The organism is Shewanella sp. MF05960, from assembly GCF_050849305.1.
Lineage (GTDB): Bacteria > Pseudomonadota > Gammaproteobacteria > Enterobacterales > Shewanellaceae > Shewanella.
The window spans coordinates 158,467-178,798 of sequence record NZ_JBOZPS010000010.1 but is presented as its reverse complement, the minus strand read 5'-3'; the positions used below and the strand labels follow the sequence as shown (position 1 = coordinate 178,798).

At 40.8% G+C, this 20,332-nt stretch carries 18 protein-coding genes and 2 pseudogenes; 13 read left to right on the top strand and 7 right to left on the bottom strand.

Features of this window, described 5'->3' with window-relative positions; translation table 11 throughout:
• The 5 genes and pseudogenes from ACROAE_RS12380 to ACROAE_RS12360 all read left to right on the top strand — a co-directional run.
• Window positions 1–117: pseudogene (locus tag ACROAE_RS12380) on the top strand (ISAs1-like element ISSpu13 family transposase); the annotation flags it as partial.
• Between the two features lie 134 nt (window positions 118–251).
• Window positions 252–1,103, top strand: a complete 852-nt coding sequence (locus ACROAE_RS12375; protein ID WP_432402140.1) for an immunity 49 family protein — start codon at window positions 252–254, stop codon at window positions 1,101–1,103.
• A gap of 28 nt (window positions 1,104–1,131) precedes the next feature.
• On the top strand, window positions 1,132–1,299 hold the full coding sequence (locus tag ACROAE_RS12370; RefSeq protein WP_432402138.1) for a hypothetical protein: 168 nt from the start codon (window positions 1,132–1,134) through the stop codon (window positions 1,297–1,299).
• A gap of 72 nt (window positions 1,300–1,371) precedes the next feature.
• Complete coding sequence (locus tag ACROAE_RS12365; RefSeq protein ID WP_432402136.1) at window positions 1,372–1,863, top strand: DUF6795 domain-containing protein; 492 nt, start codon at window positions 1,372–1,374, stop codon at window positions 1,861–1,863.
• 229 nt (window positions 1,864–2,092) lie between these two features.
• Window positions 2,093–2,539: a hypothetical protein gene (locus ACROAE_RS12360; RefSeq protein ID WP_432402134.1), complete on the top strand. Its 447-nt coding sequence runs from the start codon at window positions 2,093–2,095 to the stop codon at window positions 2,537–2,539.
• 60 nt (window positions 2,540–2,599) lie between these two features.
• On the opposite strand, the gene ACROAE_RS12355 is transcribed toward ACROAE_RS12360, so the two are convergent.
• The 3 genes and pseudogenes from ACROAE_RS12355 to glmU all read right to left on the bottom strand — a co-directional run.
• Complete coding sequence (locus ACROAE_RS12355) at window positions 2,600–3,721, bottom strand: ISAs1 family transposase (RefSeq protein ID WP_432402132.1); 1,122 nt, start codon at window positions 3,719–3,721, stop codon at window positions 2,600–2,602.
• A gap of 208 nt (window positions 3,722–3,929) precedes the next feature.
• Window positions 3,930–4,061: a hypothetical protein gene (locus ACROAE_RS12350; RefSeq protein ID WP_432402130.1), complete on the bottom strand. Its 132-nt coding sequence runs from the start codon at window positions 4,059–4,061 to the stop codon at window positions 3,930–3,932.
• A 115-nt stretch (window positions 4,062–4,176) separates the two neighbouring features.
• Window positions 4,177–4,350 (bottom strand): annotated as a pseudogene (gene glmU / locus ACROAE_RS12345) (bifunctional UDP-N-acetylglucosamine diphosphorylase/glucosamine-1-phosphate N-acetyltransferase GlmU); the annotation flags it as partial.
• A 149-nt stretch (window positions 4,351–4,499) separates the two neighbouring features.
• Here glmU and ACROAE_RS12340 point away from each other — a divergent pair.
• The 3 genes from ACROAE_RS12340 to ACROAE_RS12330 all read left to right on the top strand — a co-directional run bounded on the left by ACROAE_RS12340 (window position 4,500) and on the right by ACROAE_RS12330 (window position 6,823).
• A complete protein-coding gene (locus ACROAE_RS12340) occupies window positions 4,500–5,060 on the top strand; it encodes a hypothetical protein (protein ID WP_432402128.1) in 561 nt (186 codons plus the stop codon).
• A 448-nt stretch (window positions 5,061–5,508) separates the two neighbouring features.
• Window positions 5,509–5,916 carry a hypothetical protein gene (locus tag ACROAE_RS12335; protein ID WP_432402126.1) on the top strand — a complete coding sequence of 136 codons (408 nt, stop codon included), beginning with the start codon at window positions 5,509–5,511 and terminating at the stop codon, window positions 5,914–5,916.
• A gap of 214 nt (window positions 5,917–6,130) precedes the next feature.
• The gene (locus tag ACROAE_RS12330) at window positions 6,131–6,823 is read left to right on the top strand and encodes an aspartate/glutamate racemase family protein (protein WP_432402124.1); all 693 of its coding nucleotides are present in this window, start codon (window positions 6,131–6,133) and stop codon (window positions 6,821–6,823) included.
• Between the two features lie 55 nt (window positions 6,824–6,878).
• Here the strand turns inward: ACROAE_RS12330 and adhE are convergent, their stop codons facing one another.
• Entirely contained in the window at window positions 6,879–9,476 is a 2,598-nt protein-coding gene (adhE, locus tag ACROAE_RS12325) for a bifunctional acetaldehyde-CoA/alcohol dehydrogenase (RefSeq protein ID WP_432402122.1), read from the bottom strand.
• Window positions 9,477–10,242: 766 nt separating this feature from the next.
• On the opposite strand from adhE, the gene ACROAE_RS12320 reads away from it, so the two are divergent.
• The 5 genes from ACROAE_RS12320 (at window position 10,243) to ACROAE_RS12300 (ending at window position 16,588) form a co-directional block, all read left to right on the top strand.
• Window positions 10,243–10,914 (top strand): HAD family hydrolase, encoded by a 672-nt coding sequence (locus tag ACROAE_RS12320; protein WP_432402120.1) that lies wholly within the window; start codon window positions 10,243–10,245, stop codon window positions 10,912–10,914.
• Window positions 10,915–10,935: 21 nt separating this feature from the next.
• Window positions 10,936–11,898 carry a sugar-binding transcriptional regulator gene (locus ACROAE_RS12315; RefSeq protein WP_432402118.1) on the top strand — a complete coding sequence of 321 codons (963 nt, stop codon included), beginning with the start codon at window positions 10,936–10,938 and terminating at the stop codon, window positions 11,896–11,898.
• Window positions 11,899–12,301: 403 nt separating this feature from the next.
• The gene (locus ACROAE_RS12310) at window positions 12,302–14,017 is read left to right on the top strand and encodes a purine-cytosine permease family protein (protein WP_432402116.1); all 1,716 of its coding nucleotides are present in this window, start codon (window positions 12,302–12,304) and stop codon (window positions 14,015–14,017) included.
• Between the two features lie 124 nt (window positions 14,018–14,141).
• Window positions 14,142–15,662, top strand: a complete 1,521-nt coding sequence (locus ACROAE_RS12305) for a mannitol dehydrogenase family protein (protein WP_432402114.1) — start codon at window positions 14,142–14,144, stop codon at window positions 15,660–15,662.
• A 5-nt stretch (window positions 15,663–15,667) separates the two neighbouring features.
• Entirely contained in the window at window positions 15,668–16,588 is a 921-nt protein-coding gene (locus tag ACROAE_RS12300) for a carbohydrate kinase family protein (protein ID WP_432402152.1), read from the top strand.
• A gap of 186 nt (window positions 16,589–16,774) precedes the next feature.
• On the opposite strand, the gene ACROAE_RS12295 is transcribed toward ACROAE_RS12300, so the two are convergent.
• From ACROAE_RS12295 to ACROAE_RS12285, 3 genes are all read right to left on the bottom strand, one after another.
• Complete coding sequence (locus ACROAE_RS12295) at window positions 16,775–18,136, bottom strand: anti-phage deoxyguanosine triphosphatase (protein WP_432402112.1); 1,362 nt, start codon at window positions 18,134–18,136, stop codon at window positions 16,775–16,777.
• 8 nt (window positions 18,137–18,144) lie between these two features.
• Entirely contained in the window at window positions 18,145–18,732 is a 588-nt protein-coding gene (gene yfbR, locus ACROAE_RS12290; protein WP_432402109.1) for a 5'-deoxynucleotidase, read from the bottom strand.
• A gap of 121 nt (window positions 18,733–18,853) precedes the next feature.
• Window positions 18,854–20,068, bottom strand: a complete 1,215-nt coding sequence (locus ACROAE_RS12285; RefSeq protein WP_432402107.1) for a pyridoxal phosphate-dependent aminotransferase — start codon at window positions 20,066–20,068, stop codon at window positions 18,854–18,856.
• Between the last annotated feature and the right edge of the window lie 264 nt (window positions 20,069–20,332).

Below are 20,332 nucleotides of genomic sequence, written 5' to 3'. Positions count from 1 at the left end.
TTAAATCTAGTGAAGCTACATCCCGCTAAAACAAGCCAGAATCAGAAATTCAATAGAGCTTGTTGGAGTGATGATTTCAGGGAAGAGATTATTTTTGGTGCTGGTCAAAAAGTGTAATCAGCCCCTGATTCTGACTTTTGCCTTTCATCGAAAAGGGTCAGCCAAAAACTACATAAAGATGGCTCGTTAGCCAAAACTAAAACCAGTGATTTTAGCAATACCTACACTTAAAAAAAGACGGAATATAATACATGATAGCAAGACATTACAAAGAAACAAAAATGGAATTGTTACTTGAAGATATTAATGAATACGAAGAGTTATTACCTAGAGGCATCAACACTATTAAAACTAAAAACTCTCAAGGTGTTTTAGGTGGCTCTATTCAAGATGCCATTGATGCCTTTGGTGATGCGGTGTTGGCTGAAGTGCCCCATCAACAAATTGTGCGCTATTTACGACATATTAAAGAGTTTGGTTGCGCCAATTTTGCATTTGCTTGCCGGCAAGGTGAAACCTTCGATGTTACTATCAATAATGATACTTTTGCGTTAACAGGTGGCCCTGCGGGTGCTTATTTACATACCGATGTGTGGGAAAAAGTATTTTATGCAGCGGTAACACTGCGTGACAAAAAAGCGATAGAGCAACTTATTCAAGTACCTAAAAGTGTGTTTGATAATGCAAACATTAGTGCTGATGCATTTGATACTGCGCTTATTAATTTAATGAAGGGTTTATTTGAGCCTGAAGCCAATATGGGTGACTTACTTGAGGCAGCATTAATTGCGGCCGACCCGAATGCAATAGCGTCTGGTCGTCGCCGTTATGTACAACATATTTTGTTGCCTTTGATGCCAGTATATCGCTGTATTTACACTGCCAATGCACAAGATGAATTTAATGAAGCCATGGTAGAGGCGCTAGAGGCTCATAAAAAATATTGGAAAAAGGATAAAATGGAGCAGCAAGGATGGATATCACTGCCATTGATTGCTGCTGCTAGCCATGCTTATGATATTAAAGGTTACCAGCTAACAGTTGAAACTGATTACATTCCTGATTTTTTAGTGAAAAATGACTTTGACGTAACAGCGCCGTAAACCTCAATGATTATAAAGGACCGTCTAAATGTCTACCATATTAATGAGTCAGACCCTGGTGGTATCCCTGTCGATTCATTTATACCCCTACAACTACTCGGCATGGCATGTATGTATGTGGCACGATATGGGTAATGAGGTAACGGTTGAAAGTGATTCACTTCCGCGTTTTTTGATTGAAGGTAAATACTTTTAACGGGTTAAGATGAAGTATCGTCGATAGATATTTAATTAACGAGAGTCTTTTTAATAGGGAGATTTGCTCAACATGTTTGGATTACTAAAAACATACGACGTGCACATGTGCTCAGAAGTAAAAGGACAGGTTTTGGTAAATGGGAAACCTGTTGTTGGCGCTAAAGTGACACGGCAACTAAAGTATATCCATAAGTTTGTTGAAAATGATGAAACTCGAACAGACGAAAATGGAGAATTCTCTATGCCCGAAGTTAATTTAAGTTCAAAAAAACCGGGAGACATGTTTGTTCATAATTTTACTGAGCAGCAAATTGAACTGTTTCATGACGGTAAATCGTACCTCCTTTGGCGTTCTAGTGTTATCGGTATCGAAGAGTCTCCCGAAGTAAAAGAAAAATTAGCAACATTGAATGCTGATTTAACCTCTAAGGAGGTTGATTTTACTTTTCCGAACAAACGTAATCGTAATTTAGAGTTTGATGGATCGAGTATTTGTCGTTGGGAAACTGATTTTGATGTTTATGAATTAAACGATGACGAAGAAGATTTTTTTAATTTTTAAATTTTTAAATTGACATGTACAAGAATAATCAAAGGAATGGAAAGTGATAATCGATTTATGTTTTAGAGGTGATTATCATGGGAGCTCACGTCGATTTTTACAGAAGCATATAGCATCAAATGATCTTGTTGAGTTTACAAAAGAAATAATGAAAGAAGCTAATTGGGGAGCGGTTCCTTCTTCCAGACGACAAGCTCGTATAAAATTCATTCAATCATAGGTTATTTAGATGAAGATAGCATTTTCTATTTTAATTGTTTTGTTAATTATTCTTTTTTCTAATGCTCAAGCTGAGCAAGACGAAACATATGTTAGTTTTGATGCATGGGAAATTGGAGTTAATAGAGTTAATAATAAAGTATTTCGATGGATTTTATTTCACCCTGACAGTGATTTTCCTTGTTTGCGAATTGAAAACCTAGAGTCAGGCTCACACAAATTAATAAATAGGCGCGACATTTGTTCTATTTATGATAAAGAACTGCAAATAACTCATAATTTCAAACAGCTTAGTTTTTTAGATATCCATAATCTGAAAGTATCTGATGCTAGATTATTGTTCGATGCAGAATTATCTTTATTAAGTGATTCTGTTGTTTTTATGCATTGTGTCGTGAATATTTTAGACGATGTTTTTTCTGATCCAGATTGTAATAGAGTCATCAACAAAGACTAATTTGAGTTTTACGAATAACATGGCCTTACATGCCTGGGGCCAGGGTAAGAGCATGAAAATTCACTTGCCAAAAATAACCTTTTCAAGGTAATTGGTGTTGCGATTGGCTTTCATTTGTTTTGCTCTTACTCCTTTCTTAAAGCTTGTCTCTGACTGAAGACGATTCACTGCAACATGCCTAACACTTGCCATGATTTCCGGTGCACCATCACGTCGGATACGACAATCATCTTCTTTCATTCCAACATCATGTTTCCAGTGCAATCCATTTTCGATACTCCAATGCTCTCGGGCACTTGCTGCCAACTCTTCTGCCGTTAACGTGGCTGAACTGATGTAGTACCTAAAACTTAACTCTTTGGATACTTTGCCCTTTTCTTTTCGATAAGAAACGATCACCCCAACTGTTGTTAACATTGGCCAATCTGCCGCAGCGGGTATTTGACTCATGTCATTGTTAACAATACAGCATCGATACTCTTCTCTATTTCGTTGGTAATCCGCTTCCTGAAACAGCGTTCCATCCTGACACTGGCGGCTGATTTCTGGTCCTAATAATTTTTCAACCTGGGCCAATAACATAGGCTGATTGCCTTTAAGTGCCAGCAGGTAATTGGCATCTTTATCTAAAATTTTCTGGGCAATGGCTTTTTGACATCCCATGGCATCGATGGTGACTAGGCAACCTTTTATCTCTAATAGATCCAGCAGGACTGGAATGGCGGTTATCTCATTCGATTTACAGTCGGTTTTTTGTTGTCCAATCACCACGCCATTTTCGCAAGCAAACGCGCTCACCATATGAATGGCATCCTTTCTATCAGACTGATTAAATGAACCTTTTAATCTTTTTCCATCAATAGCAATCACTTGTCCAGCTGTGACTTGGTGGCAGTCTTGCATCCATTTAGAGAAGCAGGATTGAAACGTACTCATATCAATAGTGCTGATAACCCTCGCTATCGTGTCATGTTTAGGAATACCATTTTCAAAAGAGACAAATTTGCGTAACCAATCGAGACGGTCGTGTCCAAAATCCTCAATTTCTTCCCACCCTTGGCATCCAGCAATCACTGCGCTGAGGGTAAGGAATAGGATATCAAAGAGTTTATGGACAACTTTACCTTGTTGACGGGGGTCATCAATGTTTGAAAAGTACTTGAATAGCTGTAGTTGCGACATGGGTTAACTTACTTCTTACTAAAAAGAAGTATAAGATCACAAACTTAAGTCAAGGTAAAGCTTCGTGATCTTGCCCTGGGGTATAACCCAGCTCCTGCCTTTAATGGATCTTTAATTCGTTTCCATTTACTTGATAGTGAATTATGCTCTTCCAGTAACTCATCAAGCCAATCAACAACTTCTGAACGAGATTTACCTTGCTTCATCTTTACAGAAATATGTAATCTACAAACTCTGCAGAGTTCATTTGTATCAGCGTGTGATTGTTACCCGATAGAAGACTTTTGATTTGATTTTGACGTTGCCTTTCGGCAATAGCACGGCGAGCGTATGCAGACATCTGGCTTTCCTTATGTGTGTTTTTTTAATCCATTAACAATATAGTTTAAGTAACTAGCAAACTTTAAGCAATAAAAAAGCGAGTATATAACTCGCTTTAAAAAGGTGTTGGCTTATTATTTTTTAACTGGGCGTTTCCAACCCGTTAAATTACTCTGCTTAGAGCGTGCTATTGCTAGTTGGTCATCTTCAACGGTACTAGTGATCACTGAACCTGCACCAATTGTTGCTGTTGCACCTATATTTAAGGGTGCAACTAACGATGAATTAGAACCTATAAAAGCATTATTGCTGCTGTTCTTTGGTTAAAAAGCGAAAATGTTGCTGGAACGCCACGACGTTAGTGGCCGTAGGCCATATCTTAAAAAGCCTTTCAATTTAGTTGGGTCAGCAATTTAGTTGAGTAATAATAAAACCTAGCTTCTCATAAAGGGTCAGCATGACAACTTACTTCATTTATACCAGGAAACAACGTTCTTCAGCATTGTTACTGATTTTAAATGCTGGCGTGGCATTCCTTTTATACGTAGCAGCGCACAAATATCTGCCAACGTTAACGAACGATACTCATGCGGTAGCACAGCTGTTTGAGGTTGTTGATATTGCCATTTGGGTTGTTGAAGCGATATTGCTTGGTTTAACATTATGGTTCTGGTTTGAAAATAAACAAATTAGGGTGTGTGTCACGCAAACCACTTTGTCCTATTTTGATCCCACCTTTAGTGATGTGAGTTGGCAGGTCAAGGTTTCTGACATTACGCAATTGAAGCAAATCAGCCATACAGGGCAAGAATCTATTTCAAACCTGATAGTGCTCAAAAATGGAGAGCATAGGCAACTAATGTACTCAAACTATCGTGGATTTGATCGACGTGCGTTTTTTTATGCACTTGTATTAGCCAACCCGAATATCATTGTGCCAGAGAGTATATACAGCTACAAAATACAAAGGCCATCATGGGCTAAACGCATTCGGAAAAAGTTTGGCCTTGATGAGTAATCTTTTAAATAATAGCGTTTGATCAAACTCATCTGAACCGGAACAAATTAAAATTATTATTAACAATGCCTTACCGACTCACCTTCCTCGGCAGCAACACTATCATTATGACTAGCTAAAATCATTTTATACACCATTTCTACCTCTCTGTAAGCGATCTCCACTATGGGCATTAAAACTAATAAGAGAAATACCGGATCTACGTTGACTCCAAAACAAATTAGGAGGAAATTGGTAGTGTAGGGAACAAAAAATAAACCAGTTTTTGGTGGGTAATAAAGGTCGAAATCTAACACAAAGCGCAACATTCGTTCCCTTTGGTCACTGGGGCCAACAAAACTGCACTGTTAACTGATAATCGTGCAGTTTATATCATTACGCTTATCGTTAGGTGGTATGACATTAATAGGGCACTTGCTAAAGACTTTTTATCCAGAAGGAGTCCATTATGAATAGCAAACACAATCATGATTATAACGATCACCAGCTCGACCATAGTGACCACAAACATGACCACTTAGATCACCAACAATGGCATGCCGACCATAGAAACTGGCGTATTGAGCACAGCAAATTGCTCGCTACCCTGCACAGTATCGAAGCCGAAATTCACCAACATGAAGCGCAAATTCTCGCGCATGAACATGAAATAATGACTCATGAGGTTGAGATTGCACGCCATGAAAAATTAATTGGTGCGCATGAACGCTCGGGTCAACGAGGAGGGCATAATGGTGCTCAGGTTAACCACGATACTCAACATAAGGCTCATAATGCTTTTGCGAGTAATCATGAGCAATTGAAACAACGTCATCAGTCAATTTGTCATAAGTTAAAAGGGCTGAATTTGTCCTAATGAGCGAATGGTTCGTTAATAAACTTGATTGCTATGACTGTTGGGAATGACGCCGCTAAAACATATCGAATTGTTATCTGAAATCAATGCATTGCTACGGCAGCGTTACTCTGAAGTTTAGTCGCTATAGAGTAACGTTTATCTGTGGATGCATTAATAAGTTTTTGCTATAAGTGTTCATACTTTAATTACTTCTTATTTCACAGGAATAAGCATGAAAACCATTGGTATGATTGGTGGTATGAGCTGGGAGTCGACGCAAAGCTATTATCAGGCGATTAACCAGGGGGTTAAGGCGGCCTTAGGTGGATTACACTCAGCTAAGATTTGTTTGTACAGTGTTGATTTTGCTGAAATCGAAACGTTACAACATCAAGGGTTATGGGATGATACTGCCAAGATATTAGCAGATGCCGCTGTAGCGGTTGAAGCCGGTGGTGCTGATTTTGTGATTATTTGTACCAATACCATGCACAAAGTGGCTGATGAGATACAGGCGAAAATCTCGATCCCGATTTTACATATTGCCGATGCGACCGCCAATGCACTTCTGGCCGACGGCATCACTAAAGTCGGTTTGTTAGGCACTCGCTTTACTATGGAGCAAGACTTTTACAAACGCAGGATCAGTGACAATTACCCCATTGAAGTGATTGTGCCCAATTCCGATGACCAAACGCGAATTCATGACGTGATATATCAAGAATTATGTTTAGGCACCATCAATCCGCAATCAAGGCAAGCTTACCTAACCATTATCGATAAGTTGTTTGCTCAAGGCGCGCAAGCGGTGATTTTAGGATGCACTGAAATTGCTTTATTAGTGCAGCAACAACACACTCAAGTACCGTTATACGACACCACTCAAATCCATGCAAACAGCGCAGTATCGATGGCATTAACATAAAAAACGCCTTAAGCGCGGTGGCACTTAAGGCGTTTTGTATTAGCATTTTATAACATTAGTCTTTATAAGCACGGCCATAGAAGCTGTCTAATAGCACTTGTTTAATCTCGCTAATGAGTGGGTAGCGTGGGTTAGCACCAGTACATTGGTCATCAAATGCATCTTCTGCAAGTTCATCCAATTTGGCGATAAAGTCTGCTTCGTTGACACCGGCTTCTTGAATAGAGGCGGGGATCCCAATGACCTTCTTAAGCTCTTCGATTTTCTCAATGAGCTTTTCAACTTTTTGCTCATCTGTTTTGCCACCTAACTTTAAGTGTTCACTAATGGCGGCATAACGACATAATGCTTTAGGGCGGTCGTATTGGCTGAACGCCGCTTGCTTAGTTGGCATGTCTGTGGCGTTAAAACGAATAACGTTAGAGATTAACAGTGCATTAGCTAAACCATGTGCTAAGTGGAACTCAGCACCTAATTTGTGTGCCATTGAGTGACAGACACCCAGGAATGCGTTGGCAAATGCAATACCGGCAATGGTGGCGCCATTATGCACTTTCTCACGGGCAACAGGGGCTTTTGCTCCAAGCTCATAGGCGTCTGGTAAGTATTTCACCAGTAAATCGAGAGCTTGTAATGCCTGGCCGTCACTGTATTCGTTTGCCATTACACTGACATACGCTTCTAATGCGTGAGTTACCGCGTCAATACCGCCAAAGGCCGTTAATGACTTAGGCATGTCCATCACAAGGTTAGGGTCAACAATGGCCATATTGGGTGTCAATTCATAATCTGCAATAGGGTACTTTTTACCTGTCACTTCATCGGTGACTACCGCAAATGGTGTGACTTCTGAGCCTGTGCCTGATGTGGTAGGAATGGCCACCATTTTCGCTTTACGGCCCATTTTAGGGAACTTGTAAATACGTTTACGAATATCCATGAAGCGTAAGGCTAAGTCAGCAAAATCAACATCTGGGTGCTCGTACATGACCCAAATGATTTTCGCTGCATCCATAGGTGAACCGCCGCCTAATGCAATAATCACATCCGGTTGGAAGCTATTAGCCACTTTAGCGCCTTGACGGACAATGGCTAATGTTGGGTCGGCTTCGACTTCGTAAAACACTTCGGTTTCTAACCCTTGTGCTTTCAAGATCTTTAAGGTTTCGTTGCAATAGCCATTATTGAACAAGAACTTGTCGGTGATGATTAACGCACGTTTCTTGTCGCTTAATTCTTCAAGGGCAATCGGTAAACTGCCACGGCGGAAATAGATTGATGATGGAAGCTTGTGCCACAACATGTTTTCAGCCCTCTTGGCGACCATTTTTTTGTTGATTAAGTGACTTGGGCCAACGTTTTCAGAAATTGAGTTACCGCCCCATGAACCACAACCTAAAGTTAACGATGGCGCTAATTTAAAGTTGTATAAGTCACCAATGCCGCCTTGTGAAGCAGGGGTGTTAATTAAAATACGCGCGGTTTTCATTCTAAAACCAAAGGCTTTAACGCGTGCCTCCTGGGTGTCTTGATCGGTATATAAACCAGAGGTGTGGCCAATGCCGCCTAAAGTGACTAGGGCTTCAGCTTTATCCATGGCTTCATTAAAGTCTTTGGCTTTATACATACCCAATAACGGAGATAACTTCTCGTGGGCGAACGCTTCAACGTCATTAATGTCTGTCACTTCACCAATCAATACTTTGGTGTGGCCTGGCACGGTAATACCTGCCATAAGGGCGATATTGACTGCGCTTTGACCAACGATGTCGGCGTTTAGGCCGCCATTTTTAAGAATGACGCTTTGCATTGCGGCGGTTTCGGCTTTAGATAACATATAGCCGCCGTAATGAGCAAAACGCTCTTTGACTTGCTTATAAATGCTTTCTACCACAATGACAGCTTGCTCAGAAGCACACACTACGCCGTTGTCGAAAGTTTTAGACATTAAAATTGAACTCACAGCGCGTTTAATGTCTGCGGTTTCATCAATAACGATAGGAGTATTACCCGCGCCAACGCCAATGGCTGGTTTGCCAGAAGAGTAGGCGGCTTTCACCATACCTGGGCCACCGGTGGCTAAAATGAGGTTGATTTTTTCATGCGTCATTAATTGATTAGACAATGCAACGCTGGGTTGATCTATCCAGCCAATAATGTCTTTGGGTGCGCCAGCCGCTACAGCTGCATCGAGTACGATTCTTGCTGCTGTTGTGGTTGAGTTTTTTGCTCTTGGGTGCGGTGAAAAAATAATGCCGTTACGGGTTTTTAAACTTATAAGCGCTTTAAAAATCGCGGTAGAGGTTGGGTTGGTTGTGGGCACAATACCGCAAATAATCCCGACAGGTTCTGCAATCGTAATAGTGCCAAAGGTTAAGTCTTCAGACAAAATGCCACAGGTTTTCTCATCTTTGTACTTGTTATAAATGTATTCAGACGCAAAGTGGTTTTTTATCACTTTGTCTTCAAGCACACCCATGCCTGTTTCTGTAGCCGCCATTTTAGCAAGAGAGATGCGCGCATCTGCAGCAGCAAAAGCCGCAGCCCTAAAAATTTTGTCTACTTGCTCTTGGCTAAAGTTAGCAAATTCGGCCTGCGCCTTGGCAACGCGTTCTACCAGTAGGTCAAGCTCTTGAGTATTGGTTACAGTCATAATAGTTTCCTCTAAAAATATTCAACAAATCGTTTTTGCAAAATATTCTTTGTAAATAAAATTACAGTTTATAGGGTGAATATGCTGTGATACTGACCACAAAAAAGCGACAAATGTAATTTTATTACAACTTGTGTGTACGATTTTTGCACTTTTTTGTGTTGTAGATATGCATATCAATTACATGTTATTGAGTGAATGGCGATTGATGATCAAGTGCTAATTGAATCTTCAATCTTCAATCTTCAACCTTCAAATCTCAGCGTTCAGCCATTCACCTTGAGTGCAAATAAGCTTGCGCATTGCATCTTCAAAATGCGTTTAATTGGTGCAATGTACAAGGCGTCAAATGACAATATTAAGCTTCAATCTTGATTGTTCTGTATTACAGATTGAATGATTTTCGCTCAAGTTGAATCGTTTAATTATCGTACTTCCAAAGTGCACTTAATATTATTCTATTGAATTTAAATAACATTTTATTATCACAAAACGTACATAAGCAACCGCTAAAGCTCGATTTGCTTATTTAATTCAAGAAATGTGATTGACATCAATATTGAGAAGAGGGAATATGCTCAATGAAAGGGCATATGCTCACGCTGGGTGCAAAAGCTCGATTTAGGGTAGTCATACCCTGATTACAGATAATGACGCAGCGTAATAAGCATCGAATAATGCCTAACATAGACAGTTAAGTGGGATTTTTAGCTTAAAGCCATTGTAAAATAGGACCTTAATTTTCTTTATTCATTAAGGCTGGTTTATGGATACAAAGCCAAAGTTAGTCATTTTTGATTGCGACGGTGTTGTGATCGACAGTGAAGTCATCAGCGCGAATGTGTTAATCGACAAATTAGCCGTGTTGGGTGCCCAGATTGATATGGCGTTTGTGCAGCAACATTTTTTAGGCTGCCAATTTGCGACTGTGGCGACCAAAATTAACAGTTTGTTGAATATAACGTTGCCACATGCTTTTGAATTGCAGTACCGAGAACAGTTGTTATTGGCATTTGAGCGTGATTTAACCGTTACGAATGGCATTAAAGAGGTGCTCGCTGCCTTAACTGTGCCATTTTGCATTGCCACAAGCAGCAGTTTACCGCGAACAACAAAAGCGTTGGCGGTGGTGGGATTAAGCGATGTGTTTGCTGGAAATGTTTTTACCGGCAGCGAAGTTGAAAACGGTAAACCAGCACCGGATTTATTTTTACATGCAGCCAGGCGTATGGGTGTAGCACCAGAACAATGCTTAGTGATAGAGGACAGCTTTTTTGGCGTAACAGCCGCTGTCGCAGCCAATATGCCTGTTATTCATTATGTGGGTGGTGGACATATTAGTTACCACAATCATCCGGTTGCTAAGACTTTTCCACAGGTTACGGCATTAACAGATTGGCAAGATTTCGCTCAGTTAATGCCCAGCATAATGCGTTAACACTGAATAATGAGGAATATCATGGACAGTAAATCAAATTCAGAATTAGCGCGATTAGAAGATGCAGCTAGAGCGGCGTGGTTGTATTACGTGGCTAAAAATACTCAAGATGAAATAGCACAGAAATTAGAGGTATCAAGGCAATCTGCACAGCGACTCGTTGCACTAGCGGTGAGTGAAGGCTTAATTAAAGTCCGTTTAGACCATCCCATTGCAAAATGCATGGAATTGGCTGAGCAACTTAAAAACAGATTTTCTTTACTTGAGTGCGAGATTGTCCCTAGTGATCCCAGTGATGACAGCTCGGTACATGGCTTAGCACAGACCAGTGCGGCTGTGGTAGAACGCTATTTAAAGTCGGCACAACCGAAAACGCTGGCATTTGGAACGGGTCGGGCACTTAAGGCGTGTATTGATGAGTTACCGTCAATGCAATGCCCACAACATAAAATTGTGTCGTTGCTCGGTAATATGATGTCAGACGGTTCAGCTTCAGCATTTGATATTGTTGTCAGCATGGCGAACAGAGTCCAAGCTAAACATTACCCAATGCCATTGCCGGTTATTGCAAACTCAGTGACAGAGAAAAACATTTTGCATGAGTTAGCGCCGATAAAAAGTATTTTAGCGTTGGTTGAACAGGCGGATGCGACATTTGTTGGTATAGGGCAGATGGGCGAGCAATCACCCTTAATGCTCGATGGCTTTATTGACCAAGATAAATTGAATGAATTGGTGAGCGATAGCGCAGCAGGTGAAATCATTAGTTGGGTTTACGATCATCAAGGGCAGTTATTAGCACATCCCATTAATCAATTAGTGATGAGTGCGCCGTTAACACCCAATGCCAGTAAACCCGTTTATGGTATTGCCGCAGGTAAAAGTAAAGTGAATGCGATATGTGCAGCATTGCAAGGCGGGTTAATTAACTCATTAATTACTAATGAATATACCGCCGAGCAAATACTTGCAAAAGTGAAATAAATTATAGAATGCTAACAGAGTAGGCTGAGTCACTGGAATTATGGATGTGAAAGTGATTTGGCGTAAATAGATTTTACTCTCTGTATGTCAATCAATAGAGCTTAATTAATAGAACTTAAGAAATAGAGCTTAAGAAATAGATTGTAATTTTAAACACTGACTAAAAAATAATGTCAGTCGGTTTATCTCAATGTAAACCACAATACAATAAGTATCAGCAATAAAGTGTTATTGGTGCTTAAACTTTATATGCAGCAAAACGTATTAATAAAAATAGAACGTCAATGGGGTTATTATTTCAGTTAAACAGAAATAATAAATAGTCAAAAAGGTAAGTTGCATAATTTTATCATCGATATTGGTGAGGGATTAATTTACCTGAAAATATAGGAATATAACAATAATGACAACAAGTCACCGAGATTCTTCATTTCATCAAATGAATGAAGAGCAGCTTCCCGTCGCTAAGAATAAGTTGCACGGTTGGAAACATTTTGCAGGTTTATATGCTGGGGAGCATGTTGCTGCAACCGAATTTGTGATTGGTGCAACCTTTGTCGCCCTAGGTGCATCGACGATAGATATCCTTTTAGGGTTACTGATTGGTAACCTGTTAGCCATGTGTTCTTGGTGGCTACTGACTGCGCCTATTGCCGTTGAAACCCGTTTAAGTTTGTACAATTATTTAAATAAAATTGCTGGCGATTCAATGACCAAGCTCTATAACTGGGCTAACGTAATTATCTTTGCCGTGATTTCTGCCGCCATGATTACTGTGTCTTCTACCGCAGTGCGCTTTTTGTTTGATATTCCCGCGCAGTTGAATTGGTATCCCAGCAGTTTATGGTTTGTGATGATTGTATTGGCCGTTGGTTCAATCGTTGTGGTAGTGGCCATGTATGGTTTTTCAACCGTTGCTGACTTTTCTAAAATCTGCGCTCCCTGGTTATTTGTTATCTTTATTGCCGGTTCATTCAGTTTATTCCCTGCGTTATCAAACCATGTGATAGGCACTACGACGTTAGGTGGCTGGCAAGACTTTATGACCATTGGCGACAGTTCAATCTGGACGGGCTTAAACGATAAAGGCGAGCCTGGCATTGGTTTACTTGAAGTGATTGGATTTGCCTGGGCTGCCAACTCTATTACCCATTTTGGTTTAATCGACATGGCTATTTTTCGTTTTGCTAAGCGTAAAAGTTATGGTTTGTTTTCTGGTGTGGGTATGTTCTTTGGCCATTATATTGCCTGGATCTCGGCCGGTATTATGGGCGCGGGTACTGCGGTATTGTTAAAAACCACCATCACACAGCTTGATCCTGGTGACGTGGCTTATCATGCTTTAGGCTTTTCTGGTTTTGTGATTATTATCATTGCAGGATGGACGACAGCAAACGCTAACTTGTATCGTGCTGGTCTTGCTGCACAATCTATTTTTGTTAATCAATCGCGTGAACGAACCACTGCGATTGTGGGAATGGTCACGGTTGTGATTGCCTGTTTCCCATTTGTATTTACCCAAATGCTGCCATTACTGACGTATGCCGGTTTATTAGTGGTGCCTGTGGGCGGAATTGTATTTGCTGAGCATGTGTTATTTCCTAAAATCGGCTTAACTCGCTATTGGGCTAAATATCAAAACCTGTCTAAAAGCACACCAGCCATTGCCACCTGGGCGTTAGCATTAATCTTTGGCTTTGGTTTAAACAGTTTAGATGTGATTTCATTCTACTATTTGTTTATTCCTACCTGGATATTCACCATCATTATTTACACCGTATTAGCCAAAAAATACGGTGCTGATTTAGATTATAGCGACGCTATTATTGCTGATGAAAAAGAACAGCAACAAATTGCAGAATATCAAGACGCAATGGCACAAGATGATAAAGAAACAATCGAAGATGTAAGTAAGTTTACCAAGCTATTAAATGGTTTTGCCTTTATCTCGTTAGTGGTTATTACCGCACTTGCCGTGAATGTGATGTTTTATAGCCCAACGATGGATATATACGCAGACAATAAATCGTTATTCGAAACCGTGTGTTTTGTTTGTACGGTGATTTATTTTAGTTGTTCATACTTTGCATTAAAACGTCACAAAAAGTTAAATTCATAAAACCCAATGAGTGACTCAAAGCAATGGTCATATTAATGGTCATATTAATGATAAAGATTGCTTTGGGTCTGGCGTGTTACTGAGCTAACACAGAACCGATTATTATATTTTACGAGGCATGAGTATGCAGCACACTCAACAATCAAACGTTAAACTTAACCCATTAAATCAACAATCGTTATCCACTTTATCTGCTGATGTTGATGTGCCGAAATACGATCGCAGTCAGTTAACGGCAGGCATTGTGCATATTGGTGTCGGTGGTTTTCATCGCGCTCACCAGGCTATGTATGTTAATGAATTACTCAAAACACCTGGCTCAGAGTCGTGGGCCATTTGTGGTGTGGGTTTATTAGAAGCCAACCGTGGATTGCGTGATGTATTGGTTAAGCAAGATTACTTATACAGTTTAACGGTGCGTCACCCTAATGGTCAGATAGATCATCAAGTGATTGGTTCAATGATTGATTTTCTGTTTGCGCCAGAAAACAAGCAACAGGTGATTGATAAGTTAGTTAACCCACAAACCAAAATTGTCTCTCTGACCATAACTGAAGGCGGTTACAACTTTAACCCCGCAACGGGTGAGTTTGACTTTGCGAACCCTGAGATTATCCATGATATGGCTAATCTGCATGACCCTATCACCGCTTTTGGGTATATCACTGCTGCATTAATGCAACGTAAAGCCAATGGCATGAAGCCTTTTACCATTCAGTCTTGCGACAATATTCAACATAACGGTGACATGACCCGTAAAATGTTATTAGCATTTGTGAGTAAAATTGATGCTGAGTTAGGGCAATGGATAGCGGCAAATGTTGCGTTCCCTAATGCAATGGTTGACCGTATTACGCCTGTCACCACAAAAGCAGATATTGAACATGTCGCCAATACATTACACATTAATGATGAATGGCCAATCACCTGTGAAGCGTTTACTCAATGGGTCATTGAAGATAACTTTAGTGATGGTCGCCCTGCATTAGATAATGTTGGCGCACAATTTGTGAGCGATGTTACCCCATTTGAGAAAATGAAAATCCGTTTACTCAATGCCGGCCATTCTGTATTAGGTTTACTCGGTTCTATTCATGGTTTTGCCACGATTGATGAGGCCGTTACCGACCCATTATTTGCCACCTATTTACGCCGTTTTATGGACGATGAAGTCACGCCATTAATTGATCAGTTAGAGGGTATCGATTTAACCCAATACAAAGATACCTTAATTGAGCGCTTTGCTAACCCGAACATCAAAGACAGCCTGGCGCGTATTTGTTTAGAAAGCTCAGCAAAATTACCGAAATTTATCATTGCATCGATTAATGAAAACATAGCCTTAAATCGCGATACCTCTTTAGCCTGTTTGGTGATTGCTGCCTGGTGCTTATACAGCGATAAACAGGTTAACCAACAAGGTGAAGCGCTGGATATTAACGATCAAATGGCCGCTAAATTACATTCGTTCGCCAGTAAAACGAGTCAAGATCCATTAGCTTTTTTACAGTTAACCGATTTATTTGGCGACTTAAACAATCAAGCAGTTTTTTGTAAAGACTACCGTAACGCCATTGCTGACTTGTATGGCGAAAAAAGTAATATCAAAGCGATTATGCAAGCAAGATTACAAGCAAAAGGTTAAGCATGATGAACAGTGTATTAGTGAATCATAAAGCCAAAGCGGATATTAATATCAGTTGTTTTGGTGAAGTCTTGTGGGACTGTTTTCCTGACGGTAAACGAGTTGGCGGCGCGCCGTTAAATGTGTGCGTCAGGCTCAATGCTTTAGGCATTAAAGGCTCAATGATCAGCGCCGTAGGTGATGATCAATTAGGCCATGAGTTGTTAGCATTTATTGATGAACGTGGCGTTAACCGCGATTGTATTGCGATTAATCCGCTTAAAAGCACCAGTACCGTTGAGGTGACGTTAGACAAAAATGGCTCTGCGTCATATGAAATCGTGGCTGATACCGCCTGGGACAATGTGGCGTTAACCGACACGATTATTAACCAGGTTAAGCAAGCTGATGTATTGGTATTTGGCAGCTTAATTGGCCGCAGCCCGGTGTCATTAGCCACATTAACTGAGTTAGTGAACGCGGCTCATTTTACGGTGTTTGACGTTAATCTGCGTGCGCCGCATTACGATATCGACAGCATAGTTGAATTGATGAATAAAGCTGATTTCATTAAATTAAATGATGATGAACTCTACGAAATTGCCAAAGCAATGGGTTCACCGTTTAATTCATTAGAGCAAAATGTCGATTACATTGCTGCGCAAACACACACTGAGTATTTGTGTGTAACGAAAGGCAGTCATGGCGCGTTATTAAGTGTAAAAGGGCAGAAGTTTTACAACTCTGGTTACCTGGTCAATGTGGTTGATACCGTGGGTGCCGGTGACTCGTTTTTAGGGTCGTTATTGTATCAATTGTGCAGTGACAATAACCCGCAATATGCGATTAACTTTGCTTGTGCCGTTGGCGCAATGGTGGCGCAGTCTGCTGGCGCAACGCCTTTATTAACGCTTGAACAGATTAATGCGTTTATGCAACCAGCGTGAACGTGAGAGCGATGCGTTGCGTAAAAATTGAGTAGTAGATTAATCGTTTTGTATGTAAACAGTTGTTGTATGTAAAAGTGAAGTGTCGTGTGTCGTTTGGGTTAGTTCCCCTTTATTTAACCCGCTAGCGCTTGGTTTTTATGTTTATAAATAACCAAGCGCTTTTTTCTTTTCTAGGCAATATGATTATTGCTCGCTGCTTAATTCTAAAATCCCCGCTGTTTTAGAACCAAACAATTGTTGATGCAATCTGCCAGCAAACCCATCGGTCATCCCTGAAATATAATCGGCAATCACGCGCATGGGGTTACTGTTTTCAGCATTTGCGGCTAACCAACGCTCACGGGTGTTAAGCGGTAGTAATCGCTCAGGATCTGATGCAAAGGCTTCAAACAATTCCATAATGATTTGCTGGCCTTTGTATTCAAGCATTTGAATTTCAGGTTTACGAATCACATATTTAAACACCAACTGTTTGAGTACATGTAAGGTACTGGCAAAATCTGGCTGCAGCTGTGCGTTGTATTTTAATAAGTCGGCTTCAAAGCTGTTGTTGGTATCGATGCTAATCGCAGTGACAAAGCCGTTAACTAAAGTCCCTATGGCATCTTTGCGTAAATGATGTTCATGGGAAAATAACTTTTCGCCAATGCTGGCGATTTCTGATGTTAACCACTCATCGTTGATATGTTGTAATTGATCAACCACATCATGTTGCCACTGGCGCTGATTGACAATACCCATCACTATCGCATCTTCTAGATCATGCACAGCATAAGCAATGTCATCAGCCAGCTCCATAATCGAGCAATCTAATGATTTAAAAAGCGTTTTAAGGTGAGGGTAATGGGCATTGACCTGGCTTTGCTCACTGCTGATAAACAGTTGGCGATCGTTGTCGCTTAACGCTGATAACACCCAATCGATAATGGGTTTGTCGTCATCAAATAAGCCTTTAACCGGCGGCCAATCTGATGGTTTCAATTGACGATGATTGGCAATGTCTGGCTTATGTTGATCGATAAACAATTGCGAATGCATGGCTGGGTATTTCATGATCCCAAGCAAGGTGCGCCGCGTGAGGTTCATCCCCCATGACGGAGTATAAGGTTCTAGGCGTGACAGAATTCGAAAGGTTTGGCCATTACCTTCAAAACCACCATGATGTCGCATCATGTAGTTGAGCGCCACTTCACCACCATGACCAAAAGGCGGATGACCGATATCGTGAGCCAGGCAAACCGATTCGATTAAGCTCATCGAGTTAAGTAAGTATTTAAACTCGGGGTATTTACGGCGTAATTGTGCGGTAATGCCGGTACCAATTTGCGATACTTCTAACGAATGGGTTAACCGAGTGCGATAAAAGTCGTTCATGCCAACACCCAGTACTTGGGTTTTTGCCTGTAAACGTCTAAAGGCAGCTGAGTGTAAAATGCGGGCGCGATCGCGCTGAAACGGGCTGCGATGATCATTACGGCGTTGTTTATCTTCACCGAGTAGGCGTTGGTGCCAAATATTGTCTTGCTGCTCTGTGGTATCGGGCATAACTATCCTTACAGCATTTGGTTAATTTCATCTAAATTCAGGGTAAAACTTGGAATAAAACAGTCTCTAAAATAGCGCACCGCAGGGTTGGGATTGTCATCTAAGTTTTGTTCTAAACGCTTACGTGCGCTGTTAAATTCACTGTTACCGGCTTTTTGTTCTTCTAAACATTTCAAATAGGCGCATAGCGTGTCAGCGGCTTTCACAATCGCTTTGTATTGCGGATCCGCGGCTTCGCTGATAAATAAGCTACGATAATCCTCTTTAAATTCATCGGGTACCATTTCAAGCATACGCTGTTCGGCAATGGCTTCAATTTTTTTATATTCGGCTTCGATTTCTTTATTAAAGTATTTAACGGGAGTGGGTAAGTCACCCGTTAATATTTCGCTGGCGTCATGATAAATCGCAATGGTCGCGGCTTGATTAGGGTCTAAATCGGTGGCGAATTTTTTATTACTAATAATCACTAATGCGTGTGCAACCATGGCCACTTGTAATGAATGTTCTTGGACGTTTTCGCGGCGAACGTTGTACATTAATGGCCAACGTTGGATAAGTTTCATGCGGGCTAAGTGGGCAAAAAGATGACTCATGATAATCCTTACATTAAATGCATAATCTGTAATTCACATCTCAGCTTACCTGAGCTAGAGGATAAAAAAAAGCGACTGTTCAGTCGCTTAGTGTTTTAGTTGTCGCCAGTCTTCACAGACGTTATTGACGGTAATCTTCTAAAAAGTCGCCAAACTCATTTAACGCTTTGGTTAAGTCGGCTTTGTGCGGCAAAAAGACCACGCGTAAGTGATCGGGTTCGGGCCAATTAAAGGCGGTACCTTGCACTAAGAGGATTTTTTTGGTTTTCAATAAATCGAGCACTAGGCGTTCATCATCACGTAAATTAAACTTTTTCATGTCTAATTTAGGAAAGGCATACAGGGCGCCTTTGGGTTTTTTACAACTCACGCCAGGAATTTGATTGAGTAACTCGTATACCGCATCTCGTTGAATGGTTAAGCGGCCGTTGGGGAGTATCAACTCATTAATAGACTGATAACCACCCAGTGCAGTTTGTATCGCGTGTTGATTGGGCACGTTGGCACACAAACGCATTGAGGCGAGCATTTCTAAGCCTTCAATGTAACTTTTGGCGGCTTTTAAATTGCCTGATAACATCATCCAGCCCACACGGAAGCCAGCAGCACGATAGGCTTTTGATAGGCCATTAAAGGTGATGGTTAAAATATCGTCAGACAAACGTGCAGCAGGAATGTGTTTTGCTTCGTCGTATAAAATCTTGTCGTAGATTTCATCGGCAAATAATATTAGGTCGTGCTGGCGACATAACTCGATGACCTGTAACAGCAACTCTTCGCTATACACTGCGCCGGTTGGGTTATTAGGATTAATTAACACAATGGCGCGCGTGCGGCTGCTGATTTTACTTTTAATGTCATTTAAATCCGGAAACCAATCGGCTTCTTCATCACAACGATAATGAACCGCTTTGCCGCCAGCAAGGTTTGCTGCAGCTGTCCATAACGGATAGTCAGGAGAGGGGATAAGCACTTCATCATCGGTGTTAAGTAATCCTTGCATGGCCATCACGATGAGCTCTGACACGCCATTACCGATATAGATATCTTCTATATCCACGCCAAAAATACCTTGTGCCTGGTAATGTTGCACAATGGCTTTACGTGCTGAGAATAAGCCTTTGGATTCGCAATAACCTTGTGCACTTGGCAGGTTTAAAATTACGTCTCGCACGATTTCTTCTGGGGCTTCAAATCCAAACGGGGCCGGGTTACCAATATTTAATTTTAAGATACGGTGACCTTCGTCTTCTAAACGGCGGGCTTCTTTGTGCACTGGTCCACGAATGTCGTAGCAAACAGAGTCAAGTTTATTGGATTTGATAATGGGTCGCATACTGCTCTCAATAACTAAATACGGCTTAAGTTAGCGAACCATAACGAATTTATTGACTTTGTGAAAGGGGCAAACGAGCAAATTGAATAATAATATTAGTCGTTCATGCTATTTATGAGGGTAATTAAGCCTTTGCTTTAGTGTTTTATTCTGTTTGGTGAGTCAGTTTTAGCGTTTATGTAATGTGTAGAGACAAAAAAGCCAGCACGTATGCTGGCTTTTAGAGCGTTTACTTGAATTATGGCTATTTCAGCTGAAACTCAA